The following is an 18,984-nucleotide window of genomic DNA, read 5'->3' on the forward strand; positions in this document are numbered from 1 at the left end:
GGATATTATCAATTGCATGCCACTTTTGAGACCAAGGATGCGATGGGTGCTAATTTCATAAATACTACTCTAGAGCAACTAGCAACGACTTTAAGATCAAAAGCCTCAGAATTCAAAGGTTTTTCTAGCGATGCGCCAGAAGTAATTATGAGCATTTTGAGCAATTATGTGCCAGAATGTGTTGTGAATGTATCGGTTTCTTGTAAAATCGATGAAATCGGAACCATTAACGGCGTTACTGGAGCAGAGTTTGCTAGAAAATTTGTGAGAGCAGTAGATATCGCTACAGTTGAGCCTTATCGTGCAGTGACGCATAACAAAGGAATTATGAATGGTATAGATGCTGTTGTTATAGCGACCGGAAACGACTTTAGAGCGGTAGAAGCTGGAGTGCACGCTTATGCCTCAAGAGATGGAAAATACCGCAGTCTAACCAAAGCAAGAATTGAAAACGACACTTTTATATTTGAAGCAGATTTTCCATTAGCGCTGGGTACTGTAGGTGGATTAACCTCATTACATCCACTGTCTAAGCTGGCCATGCAAATATTAGGAAGCCCTAGTGCTGAAGATTTAATGAAAATTACTGCGGTTGCTGGACTTGCGCAAAATTTTGCTGCCCTTCACTCATTGGTAACTACGGGAATACAAGCCGGACACATGAAAATGCATCTTGCTAACATGCTCGAACAAATAGGAGCAACTGATGGCGAAAAAGAATCTCTACGTAAAGAATACAGCGATAAAACACCTAGTTTTTCTGGTTTGAGAGAAAGTTTGGATTTACTGCGTAAGTAAAATAGATCGACATCCCAGAAAATTTGGTTCACAATCTTTGAATTTTATGATAAAGCTTGTTCCAAATTTATCTGGGATCTGTTGGAACCTTCCTAGTTGCATTTTAAATTTTATGAGCAAGAAGGTTTCGACAGTTCGGCGGGCTCAGTGCATCGCTATCGTTCCAACTGGCATTTGTTTTGATCATTCAAAAATGGATGTTCAATATTCATTATTCGAGTTCAAAATCAAGTTCTTCAGATCCAGTCCAATTTATCTTTTGTCAACTCATGTTCTACTTCTCCAGTATGTTTAATCATTGCAGGTTCAAATAGAAGTACATGAACTTCTTCTTTGGCAATAGGTTTATGTTCTACGCCTTTAGGAACGATGTACATTTCACCTTCATTGAGTGTGATGGTTTGATCTCTAAGCTCAAGTATTAGTTGGCCTTTAATTACATAGAATAATTCGTCTTCATTTTTATGATCGTGCCAGATAAACTCTCCTTCTAGCTTAGCAAGTTTTACATGCTGACCATTGAGTTCTCCTATGATCTTAGGAGTCCATTGCTCTTGAAATAAATCGAGTTTTTCTTTTAGGTTGATCGAGCTCATAATTTTTCTAATAGTTTCTTAGGGTTTGAATAATAGATGGAATCGGTTGCAGGAATGGCTAGCTTAATGTTATTTAATATCTCGTTGTAAATTTCTAATTCTGGATGTAAAGCAATACCACGTTCTTCCATAGAGTACTGCTGTAAGCTTATGAGCATTTTATCATTATCCGGAGTGCGATCGTATGGTTTAAAACGATCTACTTTCTCGTCAATGATGAGATACCCACTTTTTGATTTTCCTGAATACAACATCATGCTCAAATTTTCTGGAATCCATGTAACTTGAGATATTGCAGGCAAGAGCCAAAAGAAAAAACCTAAGGTAATTATTAGACCTCTAGCAGCTCCAATTTTAAATTTACAGAAGGAACTCTTCCTGAATATAAATATCAATACGGCTATCATCATTACATTCCATGGGATGACTATGTAATTCCAGTCCAGCTTCCACGGGCCTAATTTCCAGATAATAATAAGATGCATGACTATGAGTAGGATACTTGCAAACTTCCGCGCAAGCGGAATCAATAAAAATAACCCTGCTACTGTTTCTAGTATAGCAAATGAATAGCCTATAGAATTGTTATAAGAAAATGGTAAAGAATGAAACCATAATCTAGGTGCGATATCAGCTACAAATCCAGCATTGAGTTTATGTAAACCACTAAATATATATATTCCTGAGGCAATGATTAAGAGTGCGGTAAAAAGCACACTGGAGTCGTATTTTAAAAGAATAAGTGATGAGAATATCCCAAAATATACGATCATATATGGTGTTAAACGATGTAGGTCAAAAAGAATGAGAATCGTATATAGGAACACAGCAGTTATAAGCAACCACTTTGCAATTCTTACCTTTACAAATAATCCTAAAATGGGAAAAGTAAATGTAAAGGCTCCTAGAATAGAGGTTAGACCATCACCTAACTGAAATTTAACGGTAGAAACGGTAAGTAAATCATGGGACTTGAAAAAACCATTAATTCCTAAAATAGCAGTTGCTAACCAGCAAATGATCAGTACCGAATTTAAAATATACCTATTTGTAAAGTAAGAGTTCAATCGTTAGAAATTGATTTCAAGGTATAAAAAAAACGAGGAATTTACATTCCTCGTTTTAAAATTTCTTTTTTTAAGATTAGTTCTCGTATGAATGTTTGTATGGCTGTCCAGTAACAATCTTCAACATATCTTTTTCAAGAGACTCTCTAGGTCGTTCTACATAACGTCCTATTTCTGTCCCATTACGGTAAAATATAAATGTAGGAACTCTTATAATATTATAATCAGACACTAGCGCGACTGGTTTTTTCTTAGTGCGATCTACGGTGATCATGGTAAGATTATCCATATCATAGTATGCTGCCTCAAGAATATTATATAACTGTGGAGTTTCCCTTTTTGAATCTCCACACCAAGTTCCCATATAAGCTCTAATCTCAACATCTTTAAGAGCAACTTTTAAACCTTCAATGGTTTCTGGATCTGCTTTATAGGATTTCATACGATTATTAAACCAAGAATTAAATGGCTCTTGCATAAAAGCATCTTTATCTACCTTTCCAGAAAGGTTTCCAGAAGCATCTTTAACATAATTAGAACCTGCCTCTATGGTTCCATCCACTTCAGCAATCTCTCTAGTTTTTTGAACAGTAGTAGAAGAAGTTGAGGTGTTTGTTTTAGTTGTGGTTGCTTTTTGTGAACCACAGGCTGTAACTATTACAGCTGCTATAATTATTACTATCTTTTTCATAAAACTAAATTAAGGATTTTTGAGTCATCTCACTAGGCTTTTGTACTCCTATTAACTTTAATACAGTAGGAGCGATATCTCCTAAAATTCCATCTTTCACTTCCTTAATATCTTGATCTACTACAATAACAGGCACTGGATTAGTCGTGTGTGCTGTATTTACAGAGCCATCTTCATTGAGCATTACCTCGCAGTTACCGTGGTCTGCAATTACAATTACAGTGTAATCTTGATCTATTGCTGCGGTAATAACGCCATTAGCTGCTTGATCTACCGCTTCACAAGCTTTTACGGCTGCTTCCATAGAACCGGTATGTCCCACCATATCTGGATTTGCAAAATTGAGACATATAAAATCTGCTGATTGCTTTTCTATTTCTGGGACTATTTTCTTTTCTACACAATCGATAGACATTTCTGGCTGCAAGTCATAGGTTGCTACTTTAGGCGAGTTACACATTAATCTGTTTTCTCCTTTGAAGGGTTCTTCTTGACCACCATTGAAGAAAAAAGTCACGTGAGGATATTTCTCAGTTTCTGCAATGCGTATTTGTGTTTTTCCTGCATTAGAAAGAACTTCGCCTAGTGTGTTTTTCAGGTTGTCTTTCTCAAAGATTACTTCAATTCCCGTATAGCTTTCGTCATATTTAGTCATGGTGACATAATATAAATCCAGCTTTTTAGTTCCCACTTCTTGAAAATCTTGTTGAGATAACATTTGAGTTAATTCACGACCACGATCGGTACGGTAATTAAAAAAGATTATTACATCTCCTTCTTCCACCAGTCCAGCTGGTTCTGTCCCATTAAGAACTACTATTGGTTCTATAAATTCGTCAGTTGTGCCATTTGCATAATTCTCTTCTATGGCGGCAACAGGATCATGAGTCGGTGCGCCCATTCCATGAACGATCACATCATAAGCTTTCTTAACTCGTTCCCATCTTTGGTCTCGATCCATAGCAAAATAGCGACCAGTAATACTGGCTACTTGAGCATTTGTTCCTGCAATGTGAGACATTAAATCTTGCACATGTCCTGCGCCAGATTTAGGATCTACATCGCGACCATCAGTAAAAGCGTGTACAAAAACATCTTCTACTTCTTGTTCTTGCGCCACATCAAGTAATGCTTTTAAATGATCAATATGTGCATGAACACCGCCGTCAGATAATAATCCTAAGAAATGTACTTTTTTAGAATTCGCTTTCGCGAAAGCGAGAGCATCCACCAGCACTTTCTCTTCTTTGAGCGTGTCGTCTTTAATGGCTTTATTGATTTTGGCAAGATCTTGATATACAATTCTACCAGCTCCAAGATTCATGTGTCCTACCTCACTATTTCCCATTTGACCTTCAGGAAGACCGACGTGTTCTCCATCGGTACGCAATGTCGCATGAGGATACTTTTTGTATAAACTATCTATGAATGGCGTGTTAGCTTGAGCGATAGCACTCACTTTAGGATCTTGTGTGATTCCCCAACCGTCGAGAATCATCAATATGGTTTTCTTATTCAATGTTTCAAAATTTGAACTCCTAAATTACGAAAAATGCAGGTTTTAAGTTCAAGATTAAGAAATTGATTGATCGATTACTTACGAAAGCGATTTCGATAAGCTTGTGAAGATTTTTGTAAGCGATTTTGAAGATTGGTTTTCTAAATAACAGATGACTTAAGTACTATGTTCTTGAGCTAAGATAAAACTAACTATCTTTTTAGCTTTGCTATAGCTTATTCCGTTTTGTTGGTCGATTGTCAATTTGTGATTTTCTTCGATGGATTTTATTGTTGGTATTTTACCTGCTGCTTCTTCAAGAGCTATTGCTTTGATATTTATAGTTTCCCCATATGTTGGTACATTGGTTTGTAGCCAACCAAAATAAGGTTCCTCTTTTGTTCTTTTCTCATCATTCCAAAGGTCCATTCGTTTTTCAAAATTCTCTTTGCTGATGGAAGTCCACACATTAAAAATTAGTTCATCAGGATAGTTATTAATAGGAATGATCAATCTACCTCTATGAAAAAAGTGGGTGTCATCGATTACACAGAGACTTTTTTCCAATTCAACGCGCTCTTCTAATTCACTTTTAGGAATAGATAAATAATGATAAGGGTAATCTGCCCCAAAACAGAGTGGAATCTCCTTATATTCTTTACCGCAACAATCACATTTAAATGCTGGGTTGTTTTTATTTAAAAATCTAAATAACTTCATCTGAACATTATATGTGTTAACATAGTATAATTTTTACCTACTGCCTATATCTTTAGCAATCATCCATCCGCCAGTCCAAGCGTTTTGAAAATTGAATCCACCAGTAATGGCGTCTATGTTTAATACTTCGCCAGCTAGATACAGGTTTTTTTGTTTTTTAGAAGAAAAATTCTTGAAGTTAATCTCTTTTAGATCTACGCCACCAGCAGTAACAAATTCTTCTTTAAAGGTACTTTTACCATTGATGGCAAATGTACTTGCGGTGAGAAGCGTAGCTAGATTTTGAAGGTCTACATTAGAACAGTCTGCCCAATTTTTTTCTGTTAGAGATATGCTTTCTACTAAGTATTTCCATAATCGTTTAGGAAGATCAAACAGCCACTCATTTCCGACTTGCTTTTTGCTCTTCTTTCTTTTTGAGGCTAGGGTTTCAAAACATTCTTCGGTAGAAATGTAATTGAGCCAGTTGATAACCAAATCAAATTTATAACCAGAATCATGTAATTCTCTAGCGCCCCAAGCGCTCATTTTTAAAATGGCAGGTCCAGAAAATCCCCAATGTGTGATTAACAACGGTCCTTGAGATTCTAGTTTTAGCTGAGGTATTTCTACTCTAGCTTCAATAGCAATTCCTGCTAGTTCGGTGATTTGTTTGTCGACTATATTAAAGGTGAAAAGTGATGGAACAGCATCTACAATCGTATGATCTAGCTTTTTCATCATTTGCCAGACTTTGGGACTGCTTCCTGCAGTAACCACAAGATTATCACAGGTAAAGGACTCAGTTTTAGTCTCAAGTTGCCAAGAGTCTGTTTTTTCTATAGCTGTTACATTGTGACTGGTAAGTATGTCAATTTGATATTTTCGCGCAAGCGAGATAAAACAATCAATTATTGTTTGAGAAGAATTAGAAACAGGAAACATGCGACCATCTTCTTCTATTTTAAGTTCGACACCACGTTCTTCAAACCAACTTATTGTGTCGCCGGTCATAAAACTGTGAAAAGGTCCAAGTAATTCTTTCTCACCTCGCGGATAATTCAAGGACAACGGTTTAGGCTCAAACTGCGCGTGAGTGACATTGCATCTTCCACCACCAGAAATACGCACTTTTTGAAGTACATCTTTTCCTCGTTCTAGAATAGCAATAGAATGGTTCTCGGTTTGTTCTGCTAGATTAATGGCAGTAAAAAATCCTGCAGCGCCGCCGCCTATTATTATGGTGTTGTAGTGTGTTTTATTCAAAAGTTGGTAAAAATGAAGTGTTTAATTGATAAGCTTTATGTGCTGCGACAAAGTTAGTCGAATCATCAAACAATTCTAGAACAAACTCGCGGTCTACAAATGTTTTTGCATCGTCTATAATTTCATGATACGATGACCATGGATAAGAAATCAGATCTTCTACAAAGCCATCTTTTACTGGATTGCAATGAACATATAAAATCAAATTTTTCAAATAAACTTCTGATTCAATCAATTTTCTTTTAAATGGTTTTTTAAATAAGCTGCCTGATCTGTTGTAGACTTTATTGTAGGCTTTTGCATAGCCAATAAATAAATTTGCAAAAGCTCTAGATATTTTTAATTCTTCTATCTCTTGTTTTGTCTTGATGACCAGATGAAAATGATTTTTCATTAGACAAAAAGCAATGATCTCGCAAACCGGAGTTAAATGCTTTTCCATTTTATCAATAAAGAAAGGGTAATTGCGAGACTCTTGGAAGATGTCAATCATTCCATTTGCCTGATTGAAAATATGGTAATATTTGTCGCTTTCAATTTTATCGTACATCTGGAAAAGATAAATAGATCTTGTAAATCAACCAAACATGCCAAGACGCAAACTTGGCATGTTGGTTTAGAAAGAGGTCTTGCCTGAGAAAAAGCTGGTAAGGTTTGACATGCCAACTATTCGTGTTGGCATTGTCTAAATCAAATCGGGATGCTGGTTGTTAGACCAGTATTTTAGTTTGTCGACATCAACCAAACATGCCAGGACGGATGTTAGTTTCGAAAGAGGTCTTGGCTGAGAAAAAGCTGGTAAGATTTGACATGCCAACTATTCGTGTTGGCATTGTCTAAATCAAATCGAGATAATGGTTTTTAGACCAGTATTTTAGTTTATCGACATCAACCAAACATGCCAGGACGCATGTTAGTTTCGAAAGAGGTCTTGGCTGAGAAAAAGCTGGTAAGATTTGACATGCCAACTATTCGTGTTGGCATTGTCTAAATCAAATCGGGATGCTGGTTGTTAGACCAGTATTTTAGTTTGTCGACATCAACCAAACATGCCAAGACAAATACTTGGCATGTTGGTTTCAAGAAGATGCTGGTTTTTAATTTATTTCTCTTTTCCTAATTCTACAGCTCTATCGAAAGCGGCGTAAGCTGCATCTTGAATGAGTTGTTTTACATTATTATCGTCCATAGAATCAATCGCAGCTTGTGTAGTTCCACCCTTAGAGGCAACTTTATTGATCCAGCTTTTAGGTGAGATATCTGACTGATTGAAAAGTTCAATCGCTCCTTCAAAAGTATTGCTTACTAAAACTTTAGAATCATAATCTGAAAAGCCCATTTTCAAGGCTGCATCCAGCATAGATTGCATAAAGTAAAAAACATAAGCTGGACCACTTCCAGAAATACCAGTGGAGGCATCGATAAATTTCTCTGTTTCTACATGAATAGACGTTCCGGTAGTGTCGAGTAAATGTCTTACGGTCAATAACTCAATTCGAGACACTTCTTTTGCACCTGTGTAGGAAGTCACGCCTTTACCTACTTTAGCAGGTAAATTAGGCATAGTTCTTATTACTTTAGAAACTTTTAAACCTTGTTGAATAGTGTCAATAGTCACACCAGCCATTAAAGACACAAACAATTGATCAGGTCTAACTAATAATTGCATCTCTTCAAAAAGATCTTGAGAATGATATGGTTTTACCGCTATAAAAACAATATCAGCTTGTGGTAAACAGTCTTCTAAGGAAGTAAAGATGTCAAATTTATTTTCTTCTTGAAGTGTTTTAATTTTATTAGGATCAGTATCATAAATTCTTAGCCTTTTCCGTCCTAAAATCATGGAATCGCCCATTCCTTCGGCATAAGTAAGTCCCATGTTTCCTGCTCCTATAACTAATACTTTCATAACTGTTTTTATGTTTTTAAGATAATTTGCAATTACTGTGCAATAGCCTTATGATACATAATTTATTTAAAATATAAAACCAAAGGTTCTTGAATCTCAGGCTATCGTGGTGATTTTAAAAAATCATGTCTAAGAAAATACTGTTAACTGGTGACATCCTGTCGGTGACAGATCTTAGTATTCAATACAAATGTTCTTAGGTTCTGTAAAGAAATCCAAAGCCTCAAAACCACCTTCACGACCTACGCCGCTGTCTTTCACGCCGCCGAAAGGTGTTCTCAAATCACGATTTAACCAGGTGTTTACCCATACAATTCCTGCCTCAATTTCTTGCGTCATTCTCATCGTTCTCGATAAATCGTTGGTCCATAAAGTCGCGCTCAGACCGTATTTGGTGCCGTTTGCTAGTTCTAGTGCGTGCGCTTCGTCGTTGAACGGCATGATGGTTACGACTGGCCCGAAGATTTCTTCTTGGTTCAACTTGCAGTCGTTTGAAGTTACTTCGATTACGGTTGGTTCTAGATAGTATCCGTTTTCAAAATTTGCTACTGCCACTCGATTTCCACCGGTTAAGATGGTGTAGTTTTCTGGTTCCGCTTTCGCGAAAGCGAGATACTCTTCAATCTTTTCTCTATGACCGGCACTTACCACGGCACCGACTTTGGTGCTAGCTTGCTCTGGATGTCCAACTCTCAAGTTCTTCACACGATCAACAAAGTCTTTTTTAAATCGGTCGTAAATTTCTTTTTGGACGAAAATGCGGCTGCCACAAAGACAAATTTGACCTTGATTTGCAAAGGAAGAGCGCACTGTGGTATCCAGCATCTTGTCATAATCACAATCGGCAAAAATGAGGTTAGGATTTTTACCACCTAATTCCAGCGATAATTTCTTGAACATAGGTGCAGCAGTGCGCGCAATATGAGCGCCGGTAGTTGTCCCACCAGTAAAACTAATCGCTTTTATATGTGGATGAGAAACAATCGCCTGACCGCAACTGGCTCCATTACCATGAACTATGTTGAGAACTCCAGCTGGCAATCCTGCTTTTTTAACGATCTCGCCTAGAAGATAAGCGGTCGCAGGAGTCACCTCACTAGGTTTTGCCACCACACAATTTCCAGCAGCGATTGCTGGAGCGATTTTCCAAGAGAATAAATATAAGGGTAAGTTCCACGGAGAAATACAACCCACGACACCTATGGGTTTGCGCAACGTATAATTGATCGTTTTTTTACCGACACTTTCATGCGCTTTACTCGCGTACTGAGTGATGGCATTACCATAAAATCGAAAATTAGAACTTGCTCTTGGTATGTCAACTGCTTTTGCGAGCCATAATGGTTTTCCATTATCACGACTTTCGGCAACGGCAAGTTGTTCTAGGTTTTCTTCAATTAAATCTGCGATGCGTAGCATGATTTTAGAACGTTCATCACTTGTGATTGTGGACCAAGACGGAAAAGCAGCAGCGGCCGCTTGATAAGCTTTTTCTACATCATCTTCATTAGAATTAGGGATGTCGCCGTAAACTGTTCCCGATGCTGGTTCATAATTATCCAGCCACATTCCCGATAGCGGAATCATTTCTTGATTATTAATGAAGTTTTTTATTTCCATGTTGCTTACTTAGTGATTTTGTGAAGATACAAGTTGTGAAGAAAATAATTAGAATCACTTTTAACCTTTCCAATCAAAACTCGCTATCGCTCCTTTTGCCTACCTTTCCTTTCCCAGAAATTTGCCTGAGCAAATTATCAGGGATCTGAAAGGAGTTTTTAATTTTTTAATTTATTAGAGAATAGTTCAGAGAATTACCCAATAACTCAAAATCTACTTCACAGTTATCTCATCTACAAAAATCCAGGCGTCTCCATCGTATGGATAACCTAAATGCCATTCAGGTAGTTTACCATAGGTTACGGCTCTCATTTTTACAAAACGCACGTTTTTGACAGGTGTGTTGATGTTAACATCGTGAATAGCAACTATTTCTTCTTTACCGGTTTCTGGTAGTTTTTCTGATACAGTCTTGAGCAGTTTTCTATTTTCGTCATATAGTTCAAAAACCACTTCCTTGGGGTAAAAAATCCAGCTGCGTTGGTCTTTTAAGAAACTAGTGCTTATTTGAGAAATATCCTTGGAGCTTCCCAGATCTACTGTTGCTACGATATCTTCTTTTTGAGTTCCTTGCCAGGATCCAGAACGGAAATCTTCTGTTCCTTTCATTCCGTCTATTAATGCATCGTTTCCGCCAGCGCTGTATTCATTTGCATATTCATGCTCTAGAACAACTGACATGTTCTTGTCGTATTTGTAAAAGTCTGTGGTAACGGTATAACTTATTTTGTAATTATGAATCGCATAAGTAGATAGCTGTAATGGTTCTGATATTGTAATAGTTTCTTGGTAAAGTTGGAACTCACCATTGTTGATCTTGAAATAAATATCAGCATTTTCATCAATACTGTTCAATGAAATGGTAGTAGTGTCAGAAAATGAAATATCGCCAGACTCAATATAAGGAACTGCTGGCATGTGTTCTTCATTAATGGAGCTAACTATTCTGTCTTCTTTTGCAGTTGCCCAATCTGTAGGTTGATCGCTCATGTGGTAGATAAGCGTTCCAGAATTGGTGATCATTTCATGGGTTAAGAATGATTTTGTGAGCTTTTCAAAAGAGGTATAGTCATCTTGTTTAGAACTCATTGGTTTATACGCTTTCGCGAAAGCGATATCTTCTATATACTTTCCAGTTCCATTTTTGATCAAGGTAAACTGCTCGCCGTTTTCTAGGTTGATCGTCGCTTTATCAAAAAGAGGCGTCCCAATCGCATATTCATTACTTCCTGGAGTGACCGGATAAAATCCTAGCGAACTCAACACATACCAAGCACTCATCTGGCCGCAATCTTCATTTCCAGAAACTCCATCTGGATCGTTGTGATATAAAGTAGTCAGGATTTCGTGTACTTTTTCCTGTGTTTTATGCGGTTTACCTACATAATTATATAAGTATGCCATGTGATGACTAGGTTCGTTTCCATGAGCATACTGACCTATGAGTCCAGTAATATCTGCTTGATGGCGACCAGAGGTTTCCATTTGTGCAGTAAACATGTTATCGAGGTGCTTTTCATAAGCTGCGTCGCCACCCATTAATGCGATATGTCCAGAAACGTTTTGTGGTGCATACAAACTGTACTGCCAGGCATTTGCCTCGGTATAATTAAAGTTGACCTCTTCTGGTTTAAAAGGAGCAAACCAGGTATTGCGGTAACGACCTTGCATAAAACCAGTTTCTGGATTATACATGTTTTTAAAGTGCTGCGCTCGTTTTATGTATTCGCTATATTTTTCTTCATTACCCATGGCTTTTGCCATTTGAGCAATGGTCCAGTCGTCATAAGCATATTCTAAGGTTTTAGAAACGGATTCACTTTCTTGTTCTACAGGAATGAAACCATACTTTTTATAAGATTCTAAACCTAATTTGTCCTGAATAGAACTATGAATCATTGCTTCAAAAGCTTTGTTAGTATCATAACCTCTGATTCCTTTTAAATAAGCATCTGCAATTACAGGAACGGCATGATAACCGATCATACAACCGGTGTAATTACCGCTCAAATCCCAAATGGGAAGAATGCCGCCTTCGTCATATTTTGCATTAAAGGTGTTGACAAAATCGTTTGTGCGATCCTGCTCGATGATGGTGTATAAAGGATGTGCGGCACGATAAGTATCCCAAAGTGAGAATACGGTGTAGTAATCAAAATCTTGCGTCTCATGAATTTCTAAATCCATGCCGCGGTAACGACCATCTACATCTTGATATAAATTAGGAGCAATCATGGTATGATACAATGCGCTGTAGAAGTTGACTTTGTTATCGTAGTTGTCATCTTCAATCACGATTTTATTCAATTGCTTTTCCCAAGTATCGCTAGCTTGTTTTTTAATGGTTTCAAAGTCTTTATTGCCTATTTCGGTTTCTAGATTTCGTTTTGCACCAGCCTCATCTACTGGGCTTATTCCTATTTTAATGGTGATTGGTTCATTGTTTGGGTTGTCAAATTCTAAAGCGATGACCTTAGGAATTGACTCCTGTTTTGCATTCCAATTTTTTATAGGGTGAGATGTTTTTACATAAAAAAACAGCATTTGATTTGTAGCCCAAGCGCTAGAAAATCTTTTGCCTTGAAATTCGGTTGAGCTATTGAATTGAAGGTCATGTTCTAGTAGCTTATCTCTGTGTAGTAGGTCTAGGATGAGGTATTGGTTCTCGCTTTCGCGAAAGCGGTATTCATGCATTCCAGCACGTTCTGTAACTGTTAGTCGTACGTCTATATCGGTATCGTCTAGGTGTACTTCATAATATCCAGGACTGGCTTTTTCCTTATCGTGAGAGAATTTTGAAGAGTAACCTTCATTGCCATCGGCTCCATTATTCAAGACTGGTTTGTTAGTAGGCATCAATAAAATATCTCCATAATCGCTTACTCCGGTACCGCTTAAATGTGTGTGCGAAAATCCATAAATCACTTCATCACTATAATGATAACCGCTGCATCCATCCCAACCGTCGAGTCTGGTATCTGGACTCAATTGCATCATCCCAAAAGGCATGGTCGCACCAGGATAAGTATGTCCATGTCCACCAGTTCCTATAAAAGGGTTTACATATTCGGTAAGTGGGCGATCTGCTATGGCAGGTGAAGAGTCAAATTTTTTCTTTCCGTTTTCATTACAAGCATACAAAAGAGTACAAACGCATAGAAAAGTTAAGAGCTTTAGTTTAGTCATTGCAACTTATTTTAAAACCTAAATATAATAGTTATAAACGGATCTTATTTACACCATCTAGTTGAAGTAACAGATAAAGCAATACTATTATATTTGCACAAAAGTATACCATGAGATCTTTATTAATTTTCTGTTTACTATATGTTTACACGTCCGTTTCTTATGCACAGAGTACAACAGTAAGAATAACCTTATATGATGCTGCAAGATATGATAACGGACTATCTGCATCTGACGGATTGCTTATTGCTTTTGAAGCAGGGAATAATAATGGAGTGGATTCTTTTGATGCTCCTAAGATTTTTAATCTTGATGAATCTTTTGTACGGCAAAATGGTTCTCACTATCTGAGCATAGAGCGCAGAGATATTCCTGTAGATAATGAGGTTTTACCGTTTTTTATTATCAATTATAGAACACAAGATTATGTTTTTGAGGTTGACGCTTTCCAGATGCCAGGATATTTGAGTTACATACAGGACTTATACACTGGTGAAATTCATGAAGTAGGAACTGGACAAACTGAAGAAATACGTTTTAGTATTGATAACGCTATCCCAGAAAGTATCGATGTGAATCGATTTCAAATGACATTTATTGAGAAATCAGATTATATATATGATAATGCATGGATTAATAGTAATCCTTGTTTAATACCTATGGCGGCTACAGAGAATTTAAGTGTTCTATCTGGCACAGCGATAATTGATTGCGATGTGGTTTTAAATAATCTTACCATTTCAAATGGTGCTATTTTACAAATTGAATCTGGAAGAACAGTAACTATTAATGGAGAAGTATATAACTCAGGAGCGATTGATGCCCAAAATTCAACGGTTGTTTTAAATGGATCTTCTGCTGTATATTCTGCAGCATCACAATTAGGAAATTTTACTGTGACAGATAACAATAACATAGAACTCGCTGGTCTTTTTGATATTTACGGTACCGTTAAACATACTGGTACTGGAACTTCTACCATTAATAATTCAGGTGCTAGTATAACCTTTAAAAGCTCTGTTTCTAGAAATGCCTATTTTATTCCTACAGACTTACTACTAACATCTGCTGTGGTATCAGAAACCTATATGAGTGCCAAACGAGCTTATAGATTTTTAAGTAGTCCCGTCACAACTAACGGTACTATTTTTGAAAACTGGCAAGAGAGTGGTGATGAAACTATTGTAGGTTATGGAACTGATATTACTGGAACAGCTGGTGCAGCTGGTGGTTTTGACATTACAGGAACAAATAATTCTTCTCTGTATAGTTGGGATAATATAAATCAAAGCTGGGCAGCACAAACAAGTACTAATAACGCGAGCGACATTATAGAAGCTGGAAAGCCGTACCGACTATTTATACGAGGTGATAGGCAAGTAGACCTTACTACAAATGTAGATGCGCAAAGAGAAACAGTACTTAGAACAAAAGGAGTTTTTACTAGTACAATCCCTACGCCTGTAATAAATACTACAAATGGTGCTTTTAATATGATAGGCAATCCCTATTTAGCTCCTTACGACTTAGACAGCATGTTGAGCAATTTAAATATGAGTGGCGATCCTAGCGATGCTCCAGGAATACGACCTTCTTTTTTCTACATTTGGGATCCTACCGCTCAGTCTAATGGTGCTTATGTGACTTATGACGTCATGGCAAACATGAACAATTTTACGGGAAGTCAAGTAAACGGATTTTTACAACCATATCAAGCTGCTTTTGTTATAGCAAATGGTAACGTTGCACAATTTAATTTTAGGGATACCTACTTGAATGAAAATCAAGGTAATGTTCAAGTGTCTTCAAACCCTTTGATCATGCGAGTTGACTTATCAAATAATGGAAATGTAAAAGATGGTGCGGTCATCAAGTTCCATCCTACGTTTTTAAATCAATTTGATTCATTTGATGCTATTAAACTTCTTAATCTTGAGGAAAATATTGCTGTAAAAGAAGGAAACAATTTAGTGAGCATTAATGCTAGAAATTATCCGCAGGCTGGAGAGCAAATACCATTACATTTGCATCAATTAACCTCTGGAAACTATTCCATAAATCTCTCTCCTCTTCATTTTTCTAATCTTGATGTAATCTTAGTAGACAATTACCTAGATCAATCCATTGTTATGGATGATGTAACAGCTACAACTTATATGTTTGATTGGGATACAACAGACGTATTAAGTAGTGATTCTTCTAGATTCCACATAGAATTTGTGAATAGTACGTTGAGTGTAGATGAGTCCGCTTTCGCGAAAGCGGTAACCATATACCCAAATCCTTCTAAAAGCAGAATTATCAATGTAACGCTTCCTGAAGTAAGTAGTGTAGAAAATATATATGTATATAATACCTTGGGTCAAGTTGTGAAGTCTCTTAAAACCTTAGACCAAAACAATCAACTAGACTTAACTAGCCTTACAAGTGGAGTCTATTTAGTAAGATTTGACCTTAAGGATGGACTAGTAACAAAGAAAATTATTCTAGAATAACAGTTGCGAGAAATTGCTGTATAAATTAAAAATATGTTGACACCGCTTTCAGAACAAGAATTGCATCAACTTGCGATGAACATCGTTGGGAAAGAAATGGAAGAATTAGGTTTTGAGTTTTTATCTATTAATTCTAAACCAAAAAAAGATCCTCAATTTGTAGCATTAAAAGATAAATACCTTCATTTTGTTGTGGTGCGAGCAGTTACATATCCTGCAAATCCTGTACAGTACGATGAAAAGTTAATGAATTTGATGCGCGATCATGGTAAAAAATACAAAGCCACTACATACTATGCAGGAGTAGGATTAGCAAATTCTAGAGATTACAACATGCCCGTGCATCATGAAGATGATTATGTGGTTAATTTTGCAGGCTTAATAGAAATCAAATGAAATATTCCTTTTTAATTTTAATTGTGTTATTGTTTTTTTCTTGTAAAGAAAAAGATTCAACCGAAGTAGCAACATTTCCTGAACCACAAGAATTTGTAGGTCAGGCGATAGGTACTACGTACTCGATAAAACTCTTTGCAGAAGATGAGGTGACACTTAAAAGTGATGTGGATAGCATCATTGATATGTTTAATAATTCCATGAGCACTTGGGTAAAAGGTTCTTTGATCAATAGAATTAATGCTGGAGAAGATAGTGTGCTCGTAGGGAAACCATTCAAAGAAGTCTTTGAGCAAGCCCAACAAGTGTATCGTAAAACTGATGGGTATTTTGATCCAACAGTAGGTAATTTAGTGAATGCTTATGGTTTTGGAGCTGATGGTAAACAAGAACGGATTCCATCACAAAAGAAAATAGATAGCCTTAAAAAGTTTGTAGGATTTCATAAGATGAATATCGTGCCTTCTAAAGTTAAAGACTCTTTTTACATCAAGTCTGATCAAAAAGGAATGTACTTAGAATTTAATGCCATTGCAAAAGGTACGCTTGTAGATTATATGGCGCGATTGCTCGATGATAAAGGTGTGGAAAATTATCTAGTAGAAGTAGGTGGTGAGCTAGTTACCAAAGGCATGAACTTAAAACGCGGCACTAAATGGGCTGTAGGAATAGACGACCCTAATCAGAAACCTGGTGAACGAGTTTACATCACGGTCTTAGAATTATCAAATAATGCTATGGCAGGAAGTGGTAATTACCGCAAGTTTAAAATAGATCCAGATAGCGGTCAGGAATTTGTGCATACAGTAAATCCTCTAACCGGAAAGGCGCAGCCTAGTGAAGTCATAGGAGTAAATGTAATTGCTAAAAATTGTACACTTGCTGACGGCTTTGCCACAGCTTTTATGGCAATGCCCTTAGAAAAATCAAGAATGCTACTTAAAAACTTACCAGATCTAGATGTGGTTATCATGTATACAGATAAAAATGGGATGCTGAAATTTGAAACTACACCAGATTTTGAAAAGTTTGTGAAGCAGGCTGGTTAAACATTTTTTCTCACCACAGGAATCAATTCTCCAGCTGCGAGTCTATAGCGATCTACTTGTTTTGCACCTAAATCCTTGGTGTAATCGATTGCCTTTACTTCAAAGCCGACTTGAGCCAGTCTATCAAAGTAATCCATTCCATAAACTCTTACATGATCGTACTGTCCAAAAATTCGTGCTCGTTCTTTGCGGTCGGTAATAGAATTGTCCTCAAAAGTGATTTTTCGATCATTTTCTAAAGGGATTTGAAGAATCGCAATGCCGTCAGGTTTTAGAACTCGATAAATTTCTTGCATCGCTTTAAAATCATCTGGAATATGTTCTAAAACGTGGTTACAAAGAATAAAGTCAAACTCGTTATCAGCAAACGGTAAATCACAGATATCCGCAGGAACATCAGCAAGAGGAGAGTTGAGGTCTGTTGTGGTGTATTGAATAGTTTTGCTTTCGCGAAAGCGTTTATAGAAACATTGCTCTGGTGCAAAGTGCAAAAGCTTTTGAGGTCGCGTTAATAAATCGGTCTCGTTTTGCAAATACAACCAAAGCAATCTGTGGCGTTCTAAAGAAAGTGTAGAAGGTGACAATACATTTTCACGCACATTTTCATAACCATAAGGTAAAAAGCTTTTAAAAGTCTTTCCATCAATAGGATCTTCATATCGATCACCTCGATACCACCATGCAATCAATGGGCGCACATAATAACTTGCGCTTATCAACCAAGGTCTTGGGATAAGGTTAAGGAAGAATTTGAAGAGTTTTTTCAAGGTGTTCTTTTATGCGTTTGAATGATGATCGATGTGCTTTGCGATGATTTTTCTCAATATTTTTTCTTGTCTCTTGGCTGTAGATCTATAAATTCGAATACTTAAAGCTATTGGGCCAATTCCGAGAGTTAAAATAAAAAAAACTAGCTCTTAATAAATCATTTGAGTAATTGTCGTAATTGTTTTTTAATGCATAAATTAAGACACTATAAAATAACACTAGAAAAACGCCACCTACTATTTTCCCAATTTTATTAAGTCTTTTACGTAATTGTAATTGATGATCAGAATCAATAGAAAGTTCAAATACTGGATACCCAATTCCAACGCTAAAACTACTAGACCAGATCAAAATTTTAGTTTCATTAAAAATTCCACAGAAAGACTCTCTGAAACATAAAGTTTTAAAATGGTTCATCAAAGTGTCTGGTCGTTCCTTTTTAATAAGAAACCTAAAATCCTCAATATTCATGAGTCTTTAATTAAATCGTAATTATTTCTCTAATCCTAATAGGGCGAGGCTATAAATATTTGTATTAACTAATTCCTTTTATTTTTACGACTTCCATCGATAAGGATCTTCTTCATTAGAAGTAATTCCTAGAACATCATAGATATAATCAAATGTACTTAACAATCGTGGTTCACCATCTACGATGGCGACATCGTGCTCAAAATGCGCACTAGGTTTCATGTCTCTAGTTTTAATGGTCCAGCCGTCAGGATAGTGCTTGATATTTTTAGTGCCTAAATTAATCATAGGTTCTATAGCAACGGTCATTCCTTCCACAAACTTTTTACCACGACCGCGTTTACCGTAATTAGGCATTTGTGGATCTTCATGCATTACACGACCCAATCCATGACCTACTAATTCGCGTACAACTCCGTAACCAAATGATTCACAATATTCTTGTATCGCATGACCTACATCGCCCACACGTTTG

General features: G+C 36.8%; 15 protein-coding genes and 1 pseudogene. 4 read left to right on the top strand and 12 right to left on the bottom strand.

Translation table 11 applies throughout. The annotated features are described in order from the left end of the window. Positions 1–798 (top strand): annotated as a pseudogene (locus A9Q93_RS13590) (hydroxymethylglutaryl-CoA reductase); the annotation flags it as partial. Positions 799–1,034: 236 nt separating this feature from the next. Here A9Q93_RS13590 and A9Q93_RS13595 read toward each other — a convergent pair. From A9Q93_RS13595 to A9Q93_RS13640, 10 genes are all read right to left on the bottom strand, one after another. Next, the gene (locus A9Q93_RS13595; RefSeq protein WP_303687945.1) at positions 1,035–1,394 is read right to left on the bottom strand and encodes a cupin domain-containing protein; all 360 of its coding nucleotides are present in this window, start codon (positions 1,392–1,394) and stop codon (positions 1,035–1,037) included. Beyond that, on the bottom strand, positions 1,391–2,461 hold the full coding sequence (locus A9Q93_RS13600) for a DoxX family protein (RefSeq protein ID WP_303687946.1): 1,071 nt from the start codon (positions 2,459–2,461) through the stop codon (positions 1,391–1,393). The genes A9Q93_RS13595 and A9Q93_RS13600 overlap by 4 nt, the downstream gene beginning before the upstream one ends. A gap of 76 nt (positions 2,462–2,537) precedes the next feature. Beyond that, positions 2,538–3,152, bottom strand: a complete 615-nt coding sequence (locus A9Q93_RS13605; protein ID WP_303687947.1) for a thioredoxin family protein — start codon at positions 3,150–3,152, stop codon at positions 2,538–2,540. Between the two features lie 4 nt (positions 3,153–3,156). Beyond that, entirely contained in the window at positions 3,157–4,671 is a 1,515-nt protein-coding gene (gene gpmI, locus A9Q93_RS13610) for a 2,3-bisphosphoglycerate-independent phosphoglycerate mutase (RefSeq protein WP_303687948.1), read from the bottom strand. A gap of 156 nt (positions 4,672–4,827) precedes the next feature. After that, entirely contained in the window at positions 4,828–5,370 is a 543-nt protein-coding gene (locus A9Q93_RS13615; protein WP_303687949.1) for a DUF2199 domain-containing protein, read from the bottom strand. A gap of 33 nt (positions 5,371–5,403) precedes the next feature. Beyond that, positions 5,404–6,615 (bottom strand): NAD(P)/FAD-dependent oxidoreductase, encoded by a 1,212-nt coding sequence (locus tag A9Q93_RS13620; RefSeq protein ID WP_303687950.1) that lies wholly within the window; start codon positions 6,613–6,615, stop codon positions 5,404–5,406. Then, positions 6,608–7,165, bottom strand: a complete 558-nt coding sequence (locus A9Q93_RS13625; protein WP_303687951.1) for a transposase — start codon at positions 7,163–7,165, stop codon at positions 6,608–6,610. Before A9Q93_RS13625 ends, A9Q93_RS13620 begins: the two co-directional genes overlap by 8 nt. Before the next feature lie 552 nt (positions 7,166–7,717). After that, positions 7,718–8,524 carry a pyrroline-5-carboxylate reductase gene (gene proC, locus A9Q93_RS13630; RefSeq protein ID WP_303687952.1) on the bottom strand — a complete coding sequence of 269 codons (807 nt, stop codon included), beginning with the start codon at positions 8,522–8,524 and terminating at the stop codon, positions 7,718–7,720. Positions 8,525–8,698: 174 nt separating this feature from the next. Next, entirely contained in the window at positions 8,699–10,144 is a 1,446-nt protein-coding gene (locus tag A9Q93_RS13635) for an aldehyde dehydrogenase (RefSeq protein ID WP_303687953.1), read from the bottom strand. 213 nt (positions 10,145–10,357) lie between these two features. Beyond that, positions 10,358–13,330 carry a GH92 family glycosyl hydrolase gene (locus A9Q93_RS13640; protein WP_303687954.1) on the bottom strand — a complete coding sequence of 991 codons (2,973 nt, stop codon included), beginning with the start codon at positions 13,328–13,330 and terminating at the stop codon, positions 10,358–10,360. Positions 13,331–13,440: 110 nt separating this feature from the next. On the opposite strand from A9Q93_RS13640, the gene A9Q93_RS13645 reads away from it, so the two are divergent. Genes A9Q93_RS13645 through A9Q93_RS13655 form a run of 3 tightly spaced genes read left to right on the top strand, consistent with a single transcriptional unit; the run spans position 13,441 to position 17,270 of the window. Beyond that, positions 13,441–15,825: a T9SS type A sorting domain-containing protein gene (locus A9Q93_RS13645; protein WP_303687955.1), complete on the top strand. Its 2,385-nt coding sequence runs from the start codon at positions 13,441–13,443 to the stop codon at positions 15,823–15,825. Positions 15,826–15,858: 33 nt separating this feature from the next. Then, positions 15,859–16,221: a Na(+)-translocating NADH-quinone reductase subunit F gene (locus A9Q93_RS13650; RefSeq protein ID WP_303687956.1), complete on the top strand. Its 363-nt coding sequence runs from the start codon at positions 15,859–15,861 to the stop codon at positions 16,219–16,221. Next, positions 16,218–17,270, top strand: coding sequence for an FAD:protein FMN transferase (locus tag A9Q93_RS13655; protein WP_303687957.1), 1,053 nt, complete (start codon positions 16,218–16,220; stop codon positions 17,268–17,270). The genes A9Q93_RS13650 and A9Q93_RS13655 overlap by 4 nt, the downstream gene beginning before the upstream one ends. Here A9Q93_RS13655 and A9Q93_RS13660 read toward each other — a convergent pair. Both A9Q93_RS13660 and A9Q93_RS13665 read right to left on the bottom strand, forming a co-directional pair. Further along, positions 17,267–18,037 carry a class I SAM-dependent methyltransferase gene (locus tag A9Q93_RS13660; RefSeq protein ID WP_303687958.1) on the bottom strand — a complete coding sequence of 257 codons (771 nt, stop codon included), beginning with the start codon at positions 18,035–18,037 and terminating at the stop codon, positions 17,267–17,269. The genes A9Q93_RS13655 and A9Q93_RS13660 overlap by 4 nt on opposite strands. Before the next feature lie 556 nt (positions 18,038–18,593). Next, positions 18,594–18,984, bottom strand: a 391-nt coding sequence (locus A9Q93_RS13665; protein WP_303687959.1) for a M24 family metallopeptidase, incomplete at its 5' end; no start/stop codon positions are given.

This window comes from Nonlabens dokdonensis (genome assembly GCF_002162835.1).
Taxonomy (GTDB): Bacteria; Bacteroidota; Bacteroidia; order Flavobacteriales; family Flavobacteriaceae; genus Nonlabens; species Nonlabens dokdonensis_B.

Coding starts and splice junctions, on each gene's coding strand:
- A9Q93_RS13650 (WP_303687956.1), top strand. CDS start 15,859: ATGTTGACACCGCTTTCAGAACAAGAATTGCATCAACTTGCGATGAAC.
- A9Q93_RS13625 (WP_303687951.1), bottom strand. CDS start 7,165: ATGTACGATAAAATTGAAAGCGACAAATATTACCATATTTTCAATCAG.
- proC (WP_303687952.1), bottom strand. CDS start 8,524: ATGAAAGTATTAGTTATAGGAGCAGGAAACATGGGACTTACTTATGCC.
- A9Q93_RS13605 (WP_303687947.1), bottom strand. CDS start 3,152: ATGAAAAAGATAGTAATAATTATAGCAGCTGTAATAGTTACAGCCTGT.
- A9Q93_RS13640 (WP_303687954.1), bottom strand. CDS start 13,330: ATGACTAAACTAAAGCTCTTAACTTTTCTATGCGTTTGTACTCTTTTG.
- A9Q93_RS13655 (WP_303687957.1), top strand. CDS start 16,218: ATGAAATATTCCTTTTTAATTTTAATTGTGTTATTGTTTTTTTCTTGT.
- A9Q93_RS13615 (WP_303687949.1), bottom strand. CDS start 5,370: ATGAAGTTATTTAGATTTTTAAATAAAAACAACCCAGCATTTAAATGT.
- A9Q93_RS13595 (WP_303687945.1), bottom strand. CDS start 1,394: ATGAGCTCGATCAACCTAAAAGAAAAACTCGATTTATTTCAAGAGCAA.
- A9Q93_RS13635 (WP_303687953.1), bottom strand. CDS start 10,144: ATGGAAATAAAAAACTTCATTAATAATCAAGAAATGATTCCGCTATCG.
- A9Q93_RS13645 (WP_303687955.1), top strand. CDS start 13,441: ATGAGATCTTTATTAATTTTCTGTTTACTATATGTTTACACGTCCGTT.